Genomic DNA, 18,172 nt, shown 5'->3' with positions numbered 1-18,172 from the left:
CCTGCGCGTTGCGCTCGCCGGGACTCTGGGCAAATTCATACGAAGAATGATTGATGAAGATTTTTTCGTTATATAAGCTTCGTGGCAGCTTGGTCCACCACCGAAAGGGATTGTCCTGATGAGTCTTGCGAACGACTCGACTCGCCGCGACGACCTTTCCTCGCGGCGAGCTGTGCTCCTCTACAGCGCGTCGCTGGCGTTCGTCGCAGGCTTCGTCAATGCCGTCGCATTGCTGATCCTGGCTGTTCCGGTCGCCAATCTCACCGGAATCACCACCCAGCTGGGCATGAACACCGCCAACCCCTGGCTGTACGAGGGTCACGTTCTCGCGGCCATCCTGGCGGGTTTCGGTGGCGGCGCCGCCGCGGCCGGAGCGATCCTGGGCGGTAACAAACACCCCGCACGTTCGCACCACGCCACGGTGCTCACCCTCGAAGCGACGCTGCTGCTGGCCGCGGTATTGGTGGCGGAAACACCGCTGCGCGGGCTGATCGGTGTCGAGCAATCCGTCGCCCACGCGCTGCTGGCCGCTGCGGCGCTCGGCCTGCAGAACGGACTCACGTCGAGTTTCCACGGGATGCCCATCCGCACCACCCACATCACCGGCACGGTCACAGATCTGGGGCTGATGCTGGGACGCAGCCACCAGCACGGTATCGACAAGTGGAAGGCCGCCATCCTCGCGACGACGCTGCTGCTCTTCTTGAGCGGCGGCACCGTAGGCCTGCTGTTCGGCTCGGGACTCGACGGGTACGCGCTGCTGGTACCGGCGGCTATCTGCTTGAGCATCGCGACCGCACTCGTTGTGCGCAGTCAAAGCCTGCGCCGTCGGGAAGCGGCGCTGGCAGCGAACATCGCGCCGGAACTGGCCCCGGCTACGGCTTAGACCGTCGCGACGAGGCCGCTCACGCGCCGGCCGGCCCGCACGGCCTGCAGTACGGTGAGCAACGCCTCTGCGCTCTGCCGCCAGGAGAACTCCACGCTGCGTGCCTGAGCCTTGGCGCCGAGCTGATCACGCAGCACCGGATCGGACAACAACTGGTCCAGCCGGTCCACCAACTCGGCCTGGTTGTCGACCAACACGCCGGTGACCCCGTCGATGATCGAATCGGACAGGCCGCCGGAGGATCGGTAGCCGATCGTCGGCACGCTGTGCTGGCCCGCCTCCACAACAGCCAGCCCCCAACCTTCCTTGCGCGACGGCAGCAAGTGCACCCAGGAGCGTTGCAGCAGTTGGTGTTTGGTGGTGTCATCGACATGTCCGTGGAAGGTGACGGCATCGGAGATGCCGAGCCGTTGCACGTGTTCGACCAGTCGCTGGCGCCACCACCCGCCACCCACCACGTCGAGGTGCAGATCCGGGTAGGCGGGTCGCAACTGGGCGACCGCGTCCAGCGCGTCCTCGATCTGTTTGTGGGGCACCAGCCGGGACAGCACCACCAGACGCGGCGCGGCGGCCCGCGAGCCGGACAACGTCCGGGGCGGTGCCTCGTCCAGGCCGTTGCGGACCACCGCGATGCGTTCGGCGTCGACGCCCAATGTCGTCAGATCCCGCGCCGACGGCAGGGATACCGTGACGTACTGGTTGCGGCGGTGCAGTCGCGGCGACAGCGTGGACTCGACGAACCAGCCCACCCGGGACAGCACCGGACCGGCCACCGGCCACTGTTCGCGGTGGCAGTGGTGCACCAACACCACCGAGCGTCGGCCGTAGATCAGCCGGGCCAGAAACGGCAACCCGTTCTGGGTGTCGACGACGACGTCGGGCCGCACGTGGCGCAACGGGCCGAACCCCCGTGGGCCCAGCCGTGCCAGGGCCATGGCCAGCATTGCCCAGATGTAGACCGTGTACGGGCCACCGGCGCGGCTGATGCGCACACCGTCGACGACCTCGGTTTTGGCCGCGCCCGGGTAGCGGGCGGTGCGCAGGGTGACGTGGACGCCGTCGGCGGCCAGTTGCGCGCCGATGCGTTGCAGATACGTTTCGCTGCCACCGCCCTGCGGGTGCCTGGTATCGCGCCAGCACAGCAACAGCACGGAGCGCAGGTCAGACATTGTTCGCTAGCCTAGCGGGCCGCGAGCGTGCGGCCAGCTTCACGTTCGGCGACGAGCGTGCGGCCAGCTTCACGTTCGGTGGGCGACGAGCGTGCGGCCAGCTTCACGTTCGACGACGAGCGTGCGGCCAGCTTCACGTTCGACGACGAGCGTGCGGCCGGTAGGTGGAATGCGGGGGCCGTAGGGTGGCCGCGTGGGCGTGACCGGCATCTTCGCGCAGCGCGCGACGCTGCGCCGCTCGCTCCGGCTGCTGGCGGAGTTCCGATTCGAGCAGTCGGAGCCGGCCCGGTTCTACGGCGCGTTGGCCGCCGATACCGCAGGCATGGTCGAGGACCTCTGGCGGGCCATGACCGGCCGCTCTCTGGGTGGGCGGACGGTGCTGGACGTCGGCGGCGGGCCGGGTTACTTCGCGGCGGCGTTTCACCGGGCCGGCGCGGGTTACATCGGCGTCGAACCAGACCAGTCCGAGATCCACGCGGCTCAACCGGTGGTGGCACGGCAGGCCGGCACGTTCGTCCGTGCCTCTGGCATGGCGCTGCCCTTCGCCGATGACTCGGTGGACATCTGCCTGTCGTCCAACGTCGCCGAACATGTGCCGCGACCGTGGCAACTGGGCAACGAGATGCTGCGGGTGACCAGGCCGGGCGGGTTGGTCGTGCTGTCCTACACCGTCTGGCTGGGACCGTTCGGAGGGCACGAGATGGGCCTGACGCATTACCTCGGCGGTGCTCGAGCGGCAGCGCGGTACGCCCGCAAACACGGCCATCCGGCCAAGAACAACTACGGGTCGTCGTTGTTCGACGTGTCGGCCGCGGATGGGTTGGACTGGGCGGCGAGCACCGGTGCCGCGATGGCGAGTTTTCCTCGCTACCACCCTCGATGGGCCTGGTGGATGACGTCCGTACCGGGGCTGCGCGAGTTCGCCGTGAGCAATCTGGTGCTGGTCCTGTCGCCGCGATAATGGAACAGGTTCTCGTTTTGCCCTGGCTTGGGTAGGGTGGCGCGTATCACTGCCGACCGCGACCGGTGAGGACGCGGCGTGATGCGACGAGGAGGAACGGCGGACATGACTCAGACCGTGAGCCAGGCGACCGAATACGACAAGCTTTTCATCGGCGGCAAGTGGACCCAGCCGTCCACCGACGAGGTCATTGAGGTGCACTGCCCGGCGACCGGTGAGTACGTCGGCAAGGTGCCGCTGGCGGCGGCCGCCGACGTCGACGCCGCCGTTGCCGCGGCCCGCGCCGCATTCGACAGCGGCCCGTGGCCCACCACGCCGCCCAAGGACCGCGCCGCCGTCATCGCCAAGGCGCTGCAACTGCTCGAGGAGCGCAAGGAGCGGTTCGCCAAGCTGCTCGCCGACGAGACCGGTCAGCCGGCCATGACCATCGAGACCATGCACTGGATGGGGTCCATGGGGGCGATGAACTTCTTCGCCGGACCGGCAGTCGACCAGGTCAAATGGCGCGAGGTCCGCAACGGTTCCTACGGCCAGACCATCGTCCACCGGGAGCCGGTCGGCGTGGTGGCGGCCATCGTGGCGTGGAACGTGCCGTTGTTCCTGGCGGTGAACAAGCTGGGCCCGGCACTGCTGGCGGGATGCACGGTGGTGCTCAAGCCTGCGGCCGAAACACCTTTGACCGCAAACGCTTTGGCGGAGGTCTTCGCCGATGCCGGCCTGCCCGAAGGGGTTTTGTCGGTGGTCCCCGGCGGCATTGAGACCGGCCAGGCGCTGACGTCCAACCCGGATGTCGACCTGTTCACCTTCACCGGTAGCTCGGCCGTCGGCAAGGAGATCGGTAAGCGCGCCGCGGATCTACTCAAGCCGTGCACCCTGGAACTGGGCGGAAAGTCGGCGGCCATCGTGCTGGACGACGTTGACCTGACCTCCGCGGTCCCGATGATGGTGTTCTCCGGAATCATGAACACCGGGCAGGCCTGTGTGGGCCAGACCCGCATCCTGGCGCCACGCTCGCGGTACGACGAAATCGTCGATGCGGTAAGCACTTTCGTGCAGGCGCTACCGGTCGGGCCGCCGTCGGACCCGGCCGCCCAGATCGGCTCGCTGATCTCGGAGAAGCAGCGTGACCGGGTGGAGGGCTACATCGCCAAGGGCAAGGAAGAAGGCGCGCGGCTGGTGTGCGGCGGCGGCCGCCCCGAGGGGCTGGACAATGGGTTCTTCGTGCAGCCAACGGTGTTCGCCGACGTCGACAACAAGATGACGATCGCCCAGGAAGAGATCTTCGGGCCGGTGCTGGCCATCATTCCCTATGACACCGAGGAAGACGCGATCAAGATCGCCAACGACTCGGTGTACGGGCTGGCCGGCAGCGTGTGGACCTCGGATGTGCCGAAGGGCATCGAGATCTCGGAGAAGATCCGCACCGGGACCTACGCCATCAACTGGTATGCGTTCGACCCCTGCTGTCCGTTCGGCGGCTACAAGAACTCCGGTATCGGGCGGGAGAACGGGCCCGAGGGTGTGGAGCATTTCACCCAGCAGAAGAGCGTGCTGATGCCGATGGGTTACACGGTCGAATAGCCCGGTTCTTGCCGCGCTCCAGCGTGAAGCTCGCTTCACGTTCGAACGCTAGCGTGAAGCTGGCTTCACGCTCGGCGCTGCCACGCTGCTGGTGCAACCTCGCGCCGGGCTAGCGGCCCTCGAACCGGGCCGGTCGGCGCTCGATGAACGACTGCACGCCCTCGGCGGCGTCCGCGCTGGCGAACAGCTCCCGGACCACGGGGGCCAGCCGCTCTGCCGCGGCGGCCTCACCCTGGTCGCGAGCCAGATGCGCTGAGGCGAGCGTCGCGCGCACGCCCAGCGGCGCGGCGCGCTCGGCGATTCGCTGCGCGATCTCCCGCGCCCGGGCCAGCGCAGCCGTAGCGTCGTCGGCAATCTCCTGGACCAATCCGATCCGGTGCGCCTCGACAGCGTCGAACTCGTCGCCGGTGAGCAGCCAGCGCATCGCATTGCCCCAGCCGGCTTCCCGGGGTAGCCGGATCGTCGCGCCGCCGAACGGGTAGATGCCGCGCAGCACCTCCATCTGCGTGAACCGGGTACCCGCCGCGGCGATGCGGATATCGGCGGCCAGCAGCAACTCGATACCCAGGGTCATGCACCAGCCGTGTGCGACCGCGACCAAGGGAGTGGTCCAGGTGCCGTCGAAACGAAATGGGTCGCGGCCGTCCTCGGGGAAGGCGAGTTCGCCGCTGGCGACGCCCGGCCCGACGTCGACCAGGTCCAGCCCCGCGGTGAAGTGGTCGCCGTGGGCGAACAGGACGCCGGCGCGCAACTCCGGGTCGGATTCCAGCAGCGCGTAAGCCCGGGACAGGTCGGTGAGCATCGCCCGATCGAAGGAGTTGCGCTTGTGCGGACGGTTGAGCCCGATGAGCAGGACGTGCCCGTCCCGTTCCACCGACACGGTGCCACTAGTCATTCGCATAGTGAACCGCAGGCAGTCAGATTATGCAAGAGACCATAATCAGACGGTTGGCTTCCCAAACCCACTGGGCGCGGATGTGACATATTCCACGGTTTCGCACAGCTCAAGCTAAGGGCTTGCTTACTTAAACTAATGTTTAATATGCTAAGCGGCATAGTCACGGGCTGGAGGCCACCGGCCACGTGAGAGCAAAACCCCCTGCGGGAGAAAAAATGTGGATCATCGAGATCAACGTCGCCGGCTATCGATTTACCCGTGAAATTCCGGCCTACCGCCGTCGACTTCGGTTCCAGCGACGCCAGATGGCCTGCCCAGCCCCGCAGCCCGGTCACCTGCCCGCCGCCTGACCAGTTCACGAGAGGGACGACCATGCCAACGTCCGCGGATCTCGCGCGGGACCCGTTCATCCCGACCGGGCGCGGTGGTACCCGAACCAAGATGGTCCTCAGCGCCGCGCAGGTCATGCGCGAATGCGGCGCGGCCGGCGTCACCATCGACGCGGTGCTGGCCCGCAGTGGCGCCCCGCGCGGCTCGGTGTATTACCACTTCCCCGAGGGACGTAATCAGCTTCTGACCGAGGCGTTGCGGTACGCCGGTGACTCCATCACCGCCCAGATCGATGATGCCGCGGGCCGGGGCGCCAAGGCATTGCTCCGCGAGTTCGTCCAATTCTGGGAACGCCTGCTGACCGATGGCGGATTCAACGCCGGATGTCCCGTGGTGGCAGCCGCGATCGGCTCCGCCGACGACGAACTCGGATTGGCGAGCGAGGCCGGCCTCATTCTGGGCCGCTGGTGTACCGCGCTGGGCCGTGCCTTCGTCACCGAGGGCTTTGACGAGGAAACCGCCTCTTCGCTGGCGGTCACCTCGATCGCGGCCCTGGAAGGCGCGATCGTGCTCTGCCGGTCCACGCACAGCACCCGACCATTGCGCGAGATCGGCGACCAACTCCAATTCCTGATCAAGGCAAGGGAATTCGTCGCCCGCAATAAGGCCGGGACGACCTAGCGGATTCAGTCGCTGGCCGGCAGCGGCTTGACTTCCTTGAGCGTCAGCTTGGTCTCGCCGACGCTGAGGCTGCCCGCGCCGGGCTTGGTGACCAGCAACTCGGCGCCGGCCTCATCCACATAGCGCTTGCCCATCACGCTGCCGTCGGCGAAGGCCGGGTTGAGTTCACCCGATCGCGGTGCGCCCATCTCCGCCATTGGTACACCGCCACAACGCAAGTCGTCGAGGCTGTCGGCGCTTCTGACGACGATGACCTGGGTGTCACAGACCTGGCTGGCCAGGCGGGTTCCGTTCTTGATCATGATTGTGCCCCTGCTAGGTTTTCGATGATCTCCCGGCGAAGTACCTTGCCGGTGGCGGTGGTTGGCAATTCGTCGCGAAACACTACTCGGTCCGGCGTGCGCGACCCCCGCAAACTCTGTCGGACATACTCCCGCAGCTCTTCGGGGTCGGGATCCACGCCGCTGCACGGGACCACGACCGCGACGATCGCCTGGCCCCACTGCGGATCCTCGACACCGACCACCGCGACATCATGAACGTGCGGATGCTCGATAAGCACCTCCTCCAACTCGGCGGGCGCGATGTTCTCCCCGCCGCGGATGATCGTGTCGTCGCTTCGACCGCCGATGAACAGGTAACCGTCCTCATCCAGCATGGCGATGTCTTTGGTTGGGAACCAACCGTTTTCGTCCAGCACCGAGCCGATTCCGGTGTAGCGGCCCGATACCTGCTCGCCGCGCACGAACAGCTCGCCGGTCTCTCCCGGCCCCAGCGCAACGCCGTCCTCACCACGAACCTCGAGCTCGATGCCGGGCACCGGCCGTCCCACCGAAGCCAGCCGCCGGGCGACGGCGACGTCGGACTTGGACAGCGCCGCCTGCGCGTCACGGTGGTCGTCGGGCGTCAGCACGGCGATCGTCGAGCTGGTCTCGGTGAGGCCGTAGGCGTTGACGAAACCGACGTCCGGCAACAATTCGAGCGCCCGCCGCACCAGTGGCAAACCCACCTTCGAGCCGCCGTACGCGAGGTTGCGCAGCGCGGCGGGGCGCTGCCCGCCCGACTCCAGCACCGAAACGATGCGATCCAGCATCGTCGGCACCACCGTCGCCGTGGTCACCCGCTCTTCGTTGGCCAGCCGGACCCACTCCTGGGCGTCGAAGTTGGTCAGGTACACCATCTTTCGGCCCGCGTACAGGTTGGACAGCGCCGCCCCTACCCCGGCGATGTGATAGGGCGGCACGCAGATCAGCGCGGCGTCGTCTGGCGCCGCGGAGTCGAACTCGACGGTTCCGGTGACATAGCTGGTGAGGTTGTTGTGGGTGAGTTCGACGGCCTTGGGTTGCGCCGTGGTGCCCGAGGTGAACAGCACGATCGCGACGGAGTCCGGATCGGCGAACTCCGCGGCGGGGGCAGCGGCACGGGCGGCTGCGACGAAGTCGTCGGCGGTGGTGAGCCGCTTGGATGCGTTGCCCAGCGGCTCCCGGTAGCGCTCGTCGACGACCACCAATGGGTCGGGCAGCCGGTCGATCAGGGCCTGGATGGCATCGGGTGCCAACCGGTAGTTGATCGGGGTGAAAGCGAGTCCGGCACGTGCGCTGGCGAAAATCAGCAGCGGCAGCATCGCGCCGCCGACCCCGACGTATACGACATGCCCGGCACCGGATCCGGCGATGACGCCGGCACCGCCGTCGGCCAGGTCGCTGAGCTGCTGGGTGGTGAGCCGCAGATCTCCGGAAACGACAGCGGTGCGGTCAGGGTTGCCCGACACAGCCATCTCGAGCAACAGCGAAATGCTCATCCTTGATCCTTCTCGGAACCCCGCCCGTTACAAATCTCGCCGATAGTGTAACTCATGGGCGGCGGCCGGCGTATCCGAGCAGACCCGCGTCAGCTGCCCGTCCAGCGCGGAGGGCGCTTCTCGGCGAAGGCGATCGCGCCTTCTTTGGCGTCGTTGGACATGAAGATCGGCGCCAGGATCTCTATCTGCTTGGCGAACCGGTTTTCCAGTGTCCAGCCGCGTGACTCGGTGATGATCCGCTTCGTGGCGGCCACCGCGAGCGGCCCGTTAGCAGTGATTTTCTCGGCCAGGCCGACCGCGGCGTCCAGCGCCCCGCCCGGCTCGGCCAGGATGTTGACCAGGCCCAACTCGTGCGCGCGTTCGGCGGACACCTGGTCGCCAGTCAGTGCCAGTTCCATGGCGATCGCGTACGGGATGCGCTCGGGCAGCCGCAGCAGTCCCCCGCCTCCGGCCACCAGCCCGCGCTTGACCTCCGGTATCCCGAACGCCGAATCACGCGCCGCCACAATCAAATCCGTGGCCAATGCCAGCTCGCAGCCGCCGGCCAGGCAGAATCCCTCCACGGCCGCGATCAACGGTTTGGCCGGCGGGCGCTCGGTGAAGCCCATGCCGCGGCCCTCGACCACGACGTTCTCGCCGCGCGCGAACGCCTTGAGGTCCATGCCCGCGCAGAACGAACCGCCGGCCCCGGTAAGGACGGCCACCGACAGGCCGGCGTCGCCGTCGAGCCGATCCATGGCATCGGCCAGGCCGCGGCTCACCGCGGCGTTCACCGCATTCTTTGCCTTCGGGCGGTTGATGGTGATGATCAGGATCCGGTCGCGCTGCTCGACCAAGACCTCGGATTCGGAGTTCGCCTCGTCGCTCACAGTGCCGATGGTAGCCGTCGACATCCGTGACGAATCGGCCGGTCAGTGTAACGCGGGTTCAGGCCGGACCCATCGCATCCGCGACGACCGTCAAGTCTTCGGAAATGCCTGCGGCCCTTCGTATCTGGCAGAAATCAGCAACCATCGCCTCGGTCACCTCGTGCGGGTCTTTGACAGTGGCGCCGTCGCTGAGTACCGAGATGTTGAGCTGGTCGACATAACTCCACACGGTGATGTTCAAGCCACTGCCCGCGGTCAGCGGACCCACCGAATAAATCTCGGTGACCAGGGCGCCGCCCACCCGGCCGCGTTCCCGCGGCCCCGGAACGTTCGAGATGTTCAGGTTGAGCACCTTGTTCTGCCCGTCCCGACTGGCCAGGTAACGGAACAGCGCCTCGGTGCCGGACCGCGGCCAGTACGCCGCCCACCGGCTGATCAGCTCCGGCCCCAGCAACTGGTGGCTTTCCTTGGCCCAGACGGCGTTGTCGTGCGCGGCCTGTACCCGCTCCAACGGATCCTCGAGATCGGCCGGAATGGCCACCATCATGCCGCTGAAGTAATTGCCGGATATCCGTTCCGGATCGAAGTTGAAGCTCACCGGAACCGACGCCAGCAGCGGCACCGCCTTGCCGTCGTACCGCAGCAACAAGGTGCGCAACGCACCGGAGGACATGGCCAGCACCATGTCGTTGATGGTCGCGCCCAGTTTCTTTCCCGTGGCCTTCACATCCGCGAGCGCCAGGGTGGCGGTGGCGAACCGGCGCTCCGGGGTGAGCATGTGGTTCATGAAGGTGGGCGGGGGCGTGAACGGCATGGTCAACTCCGGGGAGAGCTTGCGCGAACTGCGTCGCACCCGCCGCACCCCTTGCGCCGTGTAGCGGACCGTCGCCGGAATCCGCCCGATGTGCCGCATGTGGTCGACGAACGCCGCACTGACCAGCTCGCGTCTGGTAGGCGCCGGGTCGCTGGCATAGGAACTGCTCGCCGGCGTCGGCATCAGGTCCATGCCGTGGGCCATCAGGTTCGCCGACGCGACACCGTCGGCCAGCGCGTGGTGAATTTTCAACACCACAGCGATCCGGTCGTTGGCCAGCCCCTCGACGAAGTACATCTCCCACAACGGATGCGCACGGTCCAGAGGCGTACTGGCGATCTGCCCGATCGCCTCGTCGAGTTCGCGGCGACCACCCGGCGCGGCCAATTGCCATGGCCGGATGTGGTAATCGAAGTCGACCTCACAGTTCTCCCGCCACATCGGGTGGTGGAACTTGAACGGGACGTCGATCAACTGGTAGCCGAGCGGCACGAGCTTGTCCATCCGGCCGGCAATGACCTGGCGGAACGCGTCAATGGTGAAACCGCGGCTCGCCGCGTCCAATTCGATGACCGCCACCTTGATGGTGTGCATGTGCACGTTCGGTGTCTCGCTGTACAGCAGCACCGCGTCCCAGCCGCTGAGCCGCTTCACGGCAGTCCCCTACCCATACGCGCGACCATACAATCGGGCGGCCGTCAGATGACCTCTTTGGCGAACTGGGTTCGGGTGCGGTGCACCTGGTTGAGGAACAGCGCCGTGGCGTGCGCCATCGACCCCGCCCGGGGGCCGTCAAGCATGTCGAAGCCGTGGCCCGCACCCGGCAGCTCCAGGTAGTTGACCGCCGAGGTCGACACCGCGCGTAACCGCTCGACGAAGCTACGCGCCTGGGCCACCGGGATCACACCGTCTCGACTGCCGTGAATCACCAGGAAGGGTGGCGCATTCCGATGCACCCGCGCGATCGGCGACGCGTCCCGGAACACCTCGGGGTGGCGGGCGATCGACCGCTGGATCACCACCTTCTCCAGGAACTGGACGAAACGCACCCGTTCGGGCGTCGAGCGGTCCTCGAAGTCGTAGCGTCCATAGATTCCGACTACCGCGTCGACCGAACTGTCGGCGCCATCGGGCAGCTTCGCCTGGAACTGCGCGTCGTTGGCGGTGAGACCGGCCAGCGCGGCCAAGTGCCCACCAGCCGAGCAACCCGCCACCGTGACGAATTCGCGGTCGCCCCCGTATTTGTCTACGTTGGCCCGCGCCCACGCAATGGCGGTCTTGACGTCGGTGATGTGCCGTGGCCAGCGGTTGTGCGGCGAAACCCGGTAGTCGATCGCCAGGCACACCCAACCCTGCTCGGCCAGCCGTGACATCAGCGCCGAGCCCTGCATCTTGCGGCTGCCGTGCACCCAGGCACCGCCCGGCACGAAGATCATCACCGGCGCGGGCTCGGCAGGAAGATCTTTGCGGCGCCACACGTCCAGCGTTTGGGCCGGATGGTCGCCGTAGTGAACGTTGCGGCGGTACAGGTACTTCTGTTGGCGCAGGGCTTCCCAGAACGGCGGGGTGCGTTCCGTCGCAGGCCACGCCACGTCGAGTTCCGCGGCCGAGACCATGCCCCGCAATGCCGCGATGGACACGTCATTGGTGCTCTCCCGGTCCCGCCGGCGCATTTCACCGTTGCCGGGGGCGAACCAGTTCTTGGCGGATGCAGACATCAGTTCCGGCGCGAACCGCAAGCCCCAGACGCTCATCGCGGCGACGGTTCCCAGCGGTTCGAGGCTCTTGCCTACCAGCGGAAGCGAAGCACCTGCCTTGCTCATCGCCAGTAGATAATCAGAGGGACCGGCGCGCAGCAGCCGCTTGACGCAGGAATTGGACTGTCCAGTCGCCGACATGGAGGGGAGCGTACCCCCGCCGGCCGGTAATAACACCCACAATCTGGCGGTTCTTAGCCGGTGTCGGAAAAGGCAATAGCCGATTGTTTGCTATTAACGTTATCGGCCCGCGCTCAAGCCCCTGAGACAGTTTGCTGCCCGTGCCGACGCCGCGCCAGGAAAATGCGCGCGACATACAGGATTGCGCTCCCGGTGCACATGGCGGCGACCAACAACAGCCATCGGCCCAGGAAAGGCTGCTGGGATTGACCGGTTGCGTCCCGGTACGTTTGAGCACCCTGTTCGATGACGCCGGGCAGAAAGACCAGCAGCGTCAACCCAGCCCCCAGGGCCGGGAATCGAATGTAATTGTGCGCCGGTATTTCTGGGCGTCGCCGAATCGTACGACGCCCAATCACCAAGTCCGTCAGCGCATACAAAGGATAGAGAAGTAGGTCGTGGGCGATCACCGCGGCGGCGAACCAGACGATGACGGACTGCCACCAGGTGTGCGGATTCCACAGCGCCGCAGGCGTGATGGTGACCAGGGCATAACCGGATAGCGCGAAACCTGCCACCATCACCAGCAGATGCACCGGGTGGGCGCCATAATATTTGTTGAAAAACGTTGATAAAACGCTCATTTCAGGCCACCCGGAAGTCGATGGATTCGACCCATTTGGTGTTGTGCACACCGGGCAGCGCTGGGACGACGATCCGGGCCGGGTAGCCATGATCCAGCGACAGGTCGGCACCGTTGACCCGCAGCGCCAACACAGCGTCCGGATCAGCAATCTGGTTGGCCTGCAAGCTGGCTTCGGCGAAGGCGCCGCGCCGTTCCAGCGACCGCACCCGCGCACCCGCGGGCGACGGCATCCCGGCCAGCCGGGCCAGGTCGGCCAGGCGCACCCCGCGCCAGGTCTGGACCGTCGACCAGCCTTCGACGCAGGCAATCGGCAGCCGCACGGTATGTTGGGCCAACTGCAAAAGCGCGGCCCGGTCCAGGACCAACGGGGAGGCGCCGCCATGCAACGTCAATCGCCAAGCTGCACCCACCTTTTCAGTCGTGATGCCGGCGACGAGGGCTGTCCGGTTGACCGGGAAGTCGGGACTGTCGTCGGTCGGCCGACCTCTGGGCAGTAGCAGCGCGAGGCTGCGCGCCGGCCCTCCCAGGGTCTGGCCGGCCGTCAGCACCGCAAGCAGCAGCACGCCCGAACCCACCAGGCCCAGCGCCCCGCGTCGGCTCACGGTCGGTGCGGCCGGATCGACGGCCACCAGTCCACTGTCGTCGACTTGTTCGGGTTTGGTGTCGGAGACGTTGGTGCGCAGGACTTCTCGCAGCGACCTCGAGCGCAATCCGGCGATCATGCGCGGCAACTTCAGTGCGATATGGGTCAGGAAGCCCGCGATGAAGACCCAGGCACCGAAATAGTGCGCGTCATAGAAGCTGAACCCGAAGATGTAGTCGTACTGGATGTTGAGCACTCCGGTGACGATCTCGAAGAGCACCCCACCGACCAGCATCAGCAGCGAGATTCGTTCCAGCAGTTGGGCGATCGAACGTGCCGGCGGCCAGACGAACAGCCTCGGTATCACCGACCACAGCTTGGCCAGCACCACCGGGATGATCACCAGCCCCAACCCCACATGCAATCCCTGCGTCAAGCGGTACAGCCAGGACGGCCGGGTAGGCCAGGTGAACAGGGGCAGCCGCAGCCACCCGACGTCGGCCGGAATCGCTTGACCGAGTTGCGGCGCATAGGCGATATAGGAGAGCAGGCCGGTGAGGATGACGACGGGCAGGCTGACCAGCAACACCGCGCCGAACACCGACGTCAGCCAGGGACCGCGCAGTGGGCTGGTGAACCGCGCGACCGCAGACGGGCGGCTCATCTGGCCTCCTTCAGCGGGCAACCAGCACCGCGACCACCCGGCCGCCGATCATCCGGACCCCGGTGAGGGTCAGACCGACCTGAGCTGCCAGCGCAGCCGCACTGTCCAGACCCACCGATGCCCAGCGAAACCACGGCCCTACCTCACTTCCGGACTCGAGCCGAACCCAACGGTCCTCGACGCCGATGGCCCGGGCGTCGAACTCCGCGACGCACCGCCCGTCGCGGCCCAGCAGTTCGGCGGCCCTGCGCAGAATGCGGACGGGATCGCCGCCGAGGCCGACATTGCCGTCGACCAGCAGTACCGTCTGCCACTGACCCGTGCCGGGCAGCGGTTCGAACACATCGCCCAGCAGGGCCGGGGCACCGCCGCGGCCGGCGATCCGAATCGCCGTCGCCGACCGGTCGACGCCCAGAGCGGGTATCCCCCGCCGCACCAGCCGCGACACCAAACGCGCGGGACCGCATCCGAGTTCGATGGTGGGGCCGGTACACAACTGCGCGACGGCCTCGTCGAATTCCTCTTCACCGCCGCGCGCCGTGCGACCGACGATGCGTCCCAGCCACCGCTCGGTCGGCAGTGGCTGTACCTCGCCGTCGTCATGCCTGATCCAACATCGTTCGCCGCCAAGTGCGCGATCGTACAGATGTCCAAGCATTCCACGCCCCTAGTGTTTGAGCACGCTGCGACCAATCATCGTGCAGTCGTCATGCCCGGCCATCCGAACAGCTCGCGCCAGAGATTCGGAGCCGAAGCAATTGCGGATGGGCCGCGTTGGATACTGGATCCGTGCCGGCCCCCTCGAACGACGAAGTTCACCCTGACCTGCGCCGACTCGCGCGCATTGCGCCGCGGCGACTGGTCGGTCCCCGGACCCTGCCGCTGATGCGGACGTTGATGCCGTTGAACAACAGGCGCACGCCGCGCGGGGTCGAGGTGCTGACCCTCGGATCCGGAGTGGGCGTCCGTGTCTACCGGCCTACCGGTGTCACCGAGCCGGGCCCGGCCTTGCTGTGGATTCACGGCGGCGGCTACGTGATCGGCAACGCGAAGCAGGACGACCGGCTGTGCATGCGTTTCTGCCGCGCGCTGGGCATCACCGTCGCGTCGGTGGATTACCGGTTGGCCCCCGAGCACCCCTACCCCGCACCGCTGGATGACTGCTATGCGGCGTTGCTCTGGCTGGCCGGGCTGCCGGCGGTGGACCCCGCGCGGGTCGCCATCGGCGGGGCCAGCGCCGGCGGCGGTCTTGCCGCGGCACTGGCGTTGCTGGCCCGCGATCGCGGCGAAGTTGCACCAGCCTTCCAGCTGTTGGTGTACCCGATGCTGGATGACCGGAGTGCGTCGGTTGCCGCCGATGCCCGCCACCGGTTGTGGGATCCGCGGGCCAATCAGTTCGGCTGGACGGCATATCTGGGTGACGCGGACCCGCGGACAGCGGTGCCGGGACGCCGCGACGATCTAAGCGGACTGCCGCCCGCCTGGATCGGAGTGGGCACCCACGATCTGTTCCACGACGAGGACCTCGCCTACGCCCAACGGCTGCGGGACGCCGGGGTGCCATGCCGAGTCGAGACGGTGCCGGGCGCGTTCCACGGCTTCGACCTGGTGTTGCCGAAAGCAGCTGTGTCAGAACAGTTCTTCAACCAACAGTGCGACGCCGTGCGGGATGCGCTGGCCCCGACGGGCTGACGATCACATGGCGAAGTAGACGAGTTCACCTCGGATCAGGGTGGCGGCCACCAGTTCCGCATCCAGTTCGGCCAACGCCATGGCGGGCGGCTCGGACAACACGCACAGATCCCCCGGCTCACCGATCTCTACGGTCCGCGGCCGGTCCGGACGGTCCGACCAGCCCAGGAACATCGTCAAAGCCGCTCTCGGGGTGACACATTCGTCGCCGTTGAGCACAATCCCGCTGGGTGTGGTCCGTGACACCGCCGCACGCATCGCGGCCCACGGGTCGCCGTCGCCGAACGGCATGTCGGTGGAGAGCGCGACCGGGATCTTGGCACTGCGCAGCGAAGCGACCCGCCAAAGCTGATCGACCTCCTCGGCCGGAACATCGGTGAGGTACTGATCTCCGCGCTCGGAAACGAAATTGGGCTGGGTGACAATCGTGACGCCCAGCTCGGCCAGATCGGCCAGATTGTCTTCGGGTACCACGGCCGCGTGCTCGATGCGGTCCAGCGGGTGACTGCCGGCGTCGCGGAGGGCGGCAATCGTGACCACCAGTTGGGCCGCCGTCACACAGTGCACCGCGACGGGTTGGCCGAGGCGGTGACGATCGCGGATCCACTCGGTCAGTGCGGTCAGATCCAGCCGGTCGTCGTGCAGGATCTTCTTACCCGGCGCGAGTAGCCTTACGCCAGGCCGGAATTCACCGCTGCGGTGTGCCATCATCAGCGAGACGAGGTCGTTGACGTCCAGGTCAGGGGTGGCGTCGGTGACGCCGGTGACGCCCTTCGCCGTGATCCGCCGGCTGAGTTCGGCCAGGTCGCTCTCTCTGCGTTGCAACGCATCCGCCCACGGGTCGGCGCTGCGTAGCCGGCCGTCGGGATGGCCGGCCAGCCCGACCCGTCCCAACGCCACGGAGTTGAGCACCCACAACGCGCCGCTGCGGTGCTGAACTCGCACCGGGACATGCGCCAACACCGCGTCCAAAGTGGCCCGGTTCAGCTCTCCGGCAACCGATTCGTGGTAGTCGACTGCGCGGATCCATCCGTCGGGACCGGGCACCGCTTGTGTAAGCGCCTGTGTGAGTTGATCTTTGGTGCGGACCGACGGCGGTCCGACCGAAAGTGAATTCAGCGCCGAGGCAGCCGAACGCAGATGCACATGGTGATCGTGCAACCCCGGCAACACCGCTGCGCCGCCCGCATCCAGTACCGCCTCGCCCCGCTGCGCGGTCAGCCGTTGGCCGACTTCCTCTATCCGAGCTCCGACGCGAATGTCGACAGTCGCCCCGTCTAACAACGTGGCTCGCTGAATCAGCATGATAGGCAGCGTCTTTCGTCCACCAGGTGGCGTACGCGGGCGTTGTCGGCGCCCAGGGCCGGCGCGGTGGCGGTCAACGTGGGTGCGCGCGGTGGCGGCGCGGGCAGCGCGGCTTGCGAGGGCTCTGGCGGCAGGGCCGCATAGGTCGCGGCGACCGCCGCCATGGAGATCTCGATGAGCTCGCCCCCGCCACGGTGCAGGGATGCGAGCACCGCGCCGAAGGCCTCCAGACCGGCCAGCGGGTCAGCGATGGCATCAGCGCAGAACACCGGACCAGCAGCAGCGGATCCGACCAGGCCGCCGGCCACCGCGGCGTCGTCGCCGAAAGCGGGCCGCCGGGAATCTCCACCATGCCCGGTGATGCGCACCCAGATGCGCCCGTCTCGGTGCCCGGTGTCCCCCACACCGAGCGCCCGTCGGGCCAACGCCTCCGGCCGCGACCCTTCAACCACCACGTCGGCGACTGCCAGCAGCGCGCGCAGCTCGTCGGATCCTCGTGCGAAATCCACGCAGTAGGACAGCTTGCGGCCGTTGATCCAGTCGAAGAAGGCGCGGTGACCGGCGCGGGTGCCATCGGGGCGGGTGGGACTCTCGACCTTGACTACGGTGGCGCCGGCGCGGGCCAGCAGGTGCGCACACAGCGGGCCCGCCCACATCGAGGACAGGTCGGCCACCAACAGACCGCCCACGTCGCGCGGCGGCACGCTGTGGGCGATCTGCCGGATTCGGGGCGGTCCGGCGGGCGCCTCGCCGAGGACGGCCGCGGGGATATCGAGTAATTCGGCGCGGCCGACGATGTGCGCCACTGGACATGTCGCCACCCAGCGCTGCACCGCCGGCCAGGGATCCTGGCCCGCGTCGTCGACGCCTAACAGCGCGGGGACCGCGGCGATGTCGTCGGGGCGCGACAGCGTCATCGCGCACCAGCCGTCACGAGCTGCCATCAACCGGGTTGCGCCACCGGCCGATACCCGGCCGCCGCGCGTGAGACCCAGCAAACCCGCCCGCCCGGTCAGCAATGTCGCCGCATCCGCGACCACCCGCTGTGCACGTCGTAGAACGTTGGCGCGGGAAAAGTCGGGCGGCCCGTCAGGCAGACCGGTCAGGTGGGCCAGCCCGCTGCTCCCCCATTCCGCAGCCCACCGAGCGTTCACCTCACCCATGGTGCGCGCTGCACGCGAACGCACGTGCCGCGGGCCAGCGGACCATGAGCCGCCCTGACCAGGCTAAAGAAAACTAACTGGATGAATTGGTTATGTATATGTGGAATGCGGTATGCGATCGGCGGCTTTGGGTTATCGTTCGTATCGGCTTCGCCAATCCACATGACCGGGGGACAACTACACACGGCCCTGGGGTCGTGTCCGAGTTAGTAGACGGGTTCCCCGATGTCGTACCTCATCGCAGCACCTGAC

Annotated in this window: 18 protein-coding genes; 6 read left to right on the top strand and 12 right to left on the bottom strand. The window is 67.2% G+C overall.

Going from position 1 to position 18,172, the window contains the following annotated elements:
• The first annotated feature begins 118 nt into the window (after positions 1 to 118).
• Positions 119 to 886 carry a YoaK family protein gene (locus tag A5636_RS00085; protein ID WP_065156672.1) on the top strand — a complete coding sequence of 256 codons (768 nt, stop codon included), beginning with the start codon at positions 119 to 121 and terminating at the stop codon, positions 884 to 886.
• Here the strand turns inward: A5636_RS00085 and A5636_RS00080 are convergent.
• Positions 883 to 2,055: a glycosyltransferase family 4 protein gene (locus A5636_RS00080; protein WP_065156671.1), complete on the bottom strand. Its 1,173-nt coding sequence runs from the start codon at positions 2,053 to 2,055 to the stop codon at positions 883 to 885. The two genes, A5636_RS00085 and A5636_RS00080, sit on opposite strands and share 4 nt — an antisense overlap.
• A gap of 193 nt (positions 2,056 to 2,248) precedes the next feature.
• On the opposite strand from A5636_RS00080, the gene A5636_RS00075 reads away from it, so the two are divergent.
• Both A5636_RS00075 and A5636_RS00070 read left to right on the top strand, forming a co-directional pair.
• The gene (locus tag A5636_RS00075) at positions 2,249 to 3,016 is read left to right on the top strand and encodes a class I SAM-dependent methyltransferase (protein ID WP_065156670.1); all 768 of its coding nucleotides are present in this window, start codon (positions 2,249 to 2,251) and stop codon (positions 3,014 to 3,016) included.
• A 105-nt stretch (positions 3,017 to 3,121) separates the two neighbouring features.
• Positions 3,122 to 4,597, top strand: coding sequence for an aldehyde dehydrogenase (locus A5636_RS00070; RefSeq protein WP_065156669.1), 1,476 nt, complete (start codon positions 3,122 to 3,124; stop codon positions 4,595 to 4,597).
• Between the two features lie 109 nt (positions 4,598 to 4,706).
• On the opposite strand, the gene A5636_RS00065 is transcribed toward A5636_RS00070, so the two are convergent.
• Positions 4,707 to 5,492, bottom strand: coding sequence for a crotonase/enoyl-CoA hydratase family protein (locus tag A5636_RS00065; protein ID WP_065156668.1), 786 nt, complete (start codon positions 5,490 to 5,492; stop codon positions 4,707 to 4,709).
• Positions 5,493 to 5,710: 218 nt separating this feature from the next.
• On the opposite strand from A5636_RS00065, the gene A5636_RS27510 reads away from it, so the two are divergent.
• Positions 5,711 to 5,845, top strand: a complete 135-nt coding sequence (locus tag A5636_RS27510) for a hypothetical protein (protein ID WP_301336660.1) — start codon at positions 5,711 to 5,713, stop codon at positions 5,843 to 5,845.
• 22 nt (positions 5,846 to 5,867) lie between these two features.
• A complete protein-coding gene (locus tag A5636_RS00060; RefSeq protein WP_253900424.1) occupies positions 5,868 to 6,506 on the top strand; it encodes a TetR/AcrR family transcriptional regulator in 639 nt (212 codons plus the stop codon).
• Between the two features lie 5 nt (positions 6,507 to 6,511).
• On the opposite strand, the gene A5636_RS00055 is transcribed toward A5636_RS00060, so the two are convergent.
• From A5636_RS00055 to A5636_RS00020, 8 genes are all read right to left on the bottom strand, one after another.
• Positions 6,512 to 6,808, bottom strand: a complete 297-nt coding sequence (locus tag A5636_RS00055) for a hypothetical protein (RefSeq protein WP_065156667.1) — start codon at positions 6,806 to 6,808, stop codon at positions 6,512 to 6,514.
• Positions 6,805 to 8,307: a class I adenylate-forming enzyme family protein gene (locus A5636_RS00050; RefSeq protein ID WP_065156666.1), complete on the bottom strand. Its 1,503-nt coding sequence runs from the start codon at positions 8,305 to 8,307 to the stop codon at positions 6,805 to 6,807. The genes A5636_RS00055 and A5636_RS00050 overlap by 4 nt, the downstream gene beginning before the upstream one ends.
• 89 nt (positions 8,308 to 8,396) lie before the next feature.
• Entirely contained in the window at positions 8,397 to 9,200 is an 804-nt protein-coding gene (locus A5636_RS00045; protein ID WP_065156665.1) for a crotonase/enoyl-CoA hydratase family protein, read from the bottom strand.
• A 34-nt stretch (positions 9,201 to 9,234) separates the two neighbouring features.
• Positions 9,235 to 10,644: a WS/DGAT/MGAT family O-acyltransferase gene (locus tag A5636_RS00040; RefSeq protein WP_065156664.1), complete on the bottom strand. Its 1,410-nt coding sequence runs from the start codon at positions 10,642 to 10,644 to the stop codon at positions 9,235 to 9,237.
• A gap of 44 nt (positions 10,645 to 10,688) precedes the next feature.
• Complete coding sequence (locus tag A5636_RS00035) at positions 10,689 to 11,888, bottom strand: alpha/beta hydrolase (RefSeq protein ID WP_065156663.1); 1,200 nt, start codon at positions 11,886 to 11,888, stop codon at positions 10,689 to 10,691.
• A gap of 113 nt (positions 11,889 to 12,001) precedes the next feature.
• Positions 12,002 to 12,511 carry a hypothetical protein gene (locus A5636_RS00030; RefSeq protein WP_065156662.1) on the bottom strand — a complete coding sequence of 170 codons (510 nt, stop codon included), beginning with the start codon at positions 12,509 to 12,511 and terminating at the stop codon, positions 12,002 to 12,004.
• Between the two features lies 1 nt (position 12,512).
• A complete protein-coding gene (locus A5636_RS00025) occupies positions 12,513 to 13,760 on the bottom strand; it encodes a molybdopterin-dependent oxidoreductase (RefSeq protein WP_065156661.1) in 1,248 nt (415 codons plus the stop codon).
• A gap of 10 nt (positions 13,761 to 13,770) precedes the next feature.
• On the bottom strand, positions 13,771 to 14,418 hold the full coding sequence (locus A5636_RS00020) for an SAM-dependent methyltransferase (RefSeq protein WP_065156660.1): 648 nt from the start codon (positions 14,416 to 14,418) through the stop codon (positions 13,771 to 13,773).
• A gap of 131 nt (positions 14,419 to 14,549) precedes the next feature.
• On the opposite strand from A5636_RS00020, the gene A5636_RS00015 reads away from it, so the two are divergent.
• Positions 14,550 to 15,452, top strand: coding sequence for an alpha/beta hydrolase (locus tag A5636_RS00015; protein WP_065156659.1), 903 nt, complete (start codon positions 14,550 to 14,552; stop codon positions 15,450 to 15,452).
• Positions 15,453 to 15,455: 3 nt separating this feature from the next.
• On the opposite strand, the gene A5636_RS00010 is transcribed toward A5636_RS00015, so the two are convergent.
• The gene (locus tag A5636_RS00010) at positions 15,456 to 16,757 is read right to left on the bottom strand and encodes an amidohydrolase family protein (RefSeq protein WP_065156658.1); all 1,302 of its coding nucleotides are present in this window, start codon (positions 16,755 to 16,757) and stop codon (positions 15,456 to 15,458) included.
• Positions 16,751 to 17,920: a CoA transferase gene (locus A5636_RS00005; RefSeq protein WP_065156657.1), complete on the bottom strand. Its 1,170-nt coding sequence runs from the start codon at positions 17,918 to 17,920 to the stop codon at positions 16,751 to 16,753. Before A5636_RS00005 ends, A5636_RS00010 begins: the two co-directional genes overlap by 7 nt.
• Between the last annotated feature and the right edge of the window lie 252 nt (positions 17,921 to 18,172).

The sequence above is a fragment of the Mycobacterium asiaticum genome (genome assembly GCF_001673315.1).
GTDB classification, from domain to species: Bacteria; Actinomycetota; Actinomycetes; order Mycobacteriales; family Mycobacteriaceae; genus Mycobacterium; species Mycobacterium asiaticum_B.
Note: the sequence above shows the minus strand (reverse complement) of the source record. Positions and strands in the feature narration are given on the sequence as shown.

Coding starts and splice junctions, on each gene's coding strand:
- A5636_RS00085 (WP_065156672.1), top strand. CDS start 119: ATGAGTCTTGCGAACGACTCGACTCGCCGCGACGACCTTTCCTCGCGG.
- A5636_RS00080 (WP_065156671.1), bottom strand. CDS start 2,055: ATGTCTGACCTGCGCTCCGTGCTGTTGCTGTGCTGGCGCGATACCAGG.
- A5636_RS00070 (WP_065156669.1), top strand. CDS start 3,122: ATGACTCAGACCGTGAGCCAGGCGACCGAATACGACAAGCTTTTCATC.
- A5636_RS00065 (WP_065156668.1), bottom strand. CDS start 5,492: ATGACTAGTGGCACCGTGTCGGTGGAACGGGACGGGCACGTCCTGCTC.
- A5636_RS27510 (WP_301336660.1), top strand. CDS start 5,711: ATGTGGATCATCGAGATCAACGTCGCCGGCTATCGATTTACCCGTGAA.
- A5636_RS00060 (WP_253900424.1), top strand. CDS start 5,868: ATGCCAACGTCCGCGGATCTCGCGCGGGACCCGTTCATCCCGACCGGG.
- A5636_RS00055 (WP_065156667.1), bottom strand. CDS start 6,808: ATGATCAAGAACGGAACCCGCCTGGCCAGCCAGGTCTGTGACACCCAG.
- A5636_RS00050 (WP_065156666.1), bottom strand. CDS start 8,307: ATGAGCATTTCGCTGTTGCTCGAGATGGCTGTGTCGGGCAACCCTGAC.
- A5636_RS00045 (WP_065156665.1), bottom strand. CDS start 9,200: ATGTCGACGGCTACCATCGGCACTGTGAGCGACGAGGCGAACTCCGAA.
- A5636_RS00035 (WP_065156663.1), bottom strand. CDS start 11,888: ATGTCGGCGACTGGACAGTCCAATTCCTGCGTCAAGCGGCTGCTGCGC.
- A5636_RS00030 (WP_065156662.1), bottom strand. CDS start 12,511: ATGAGCGTTTTATCAACGTTTTTCAACAAATATTATGGCGCCCACCCG.
- A5636_RS00025 (WP_065156661.1), bottom strand. CDS start 13,760: ATGAGCCGCCCGTCTGCGGTCGCGCGGTTCACCAGCCCACTGCGCGGT.
- A5636_RS00020 (WP_065156660.1), bottom strand. CDS start 14,418: ATGCTTGGACATCTGTACGATCGCGCACTTGGCGGCGAACGATGTTGG.
- A5636_RS00010 (WP_065156658.1), bottom strand. CDS start 16,757: ATGCTGATTCAGCGAGCCACGTTGTTAGACGGGGCGACTGTCGACATT.
- A5636_RS00005 (WP_065156657.1), bottom strand. CDS start 17,920: ATGGGTGAGGTGAACGCTCGGTGGGCTGCGGAATGGGGGAGCAGCGGG.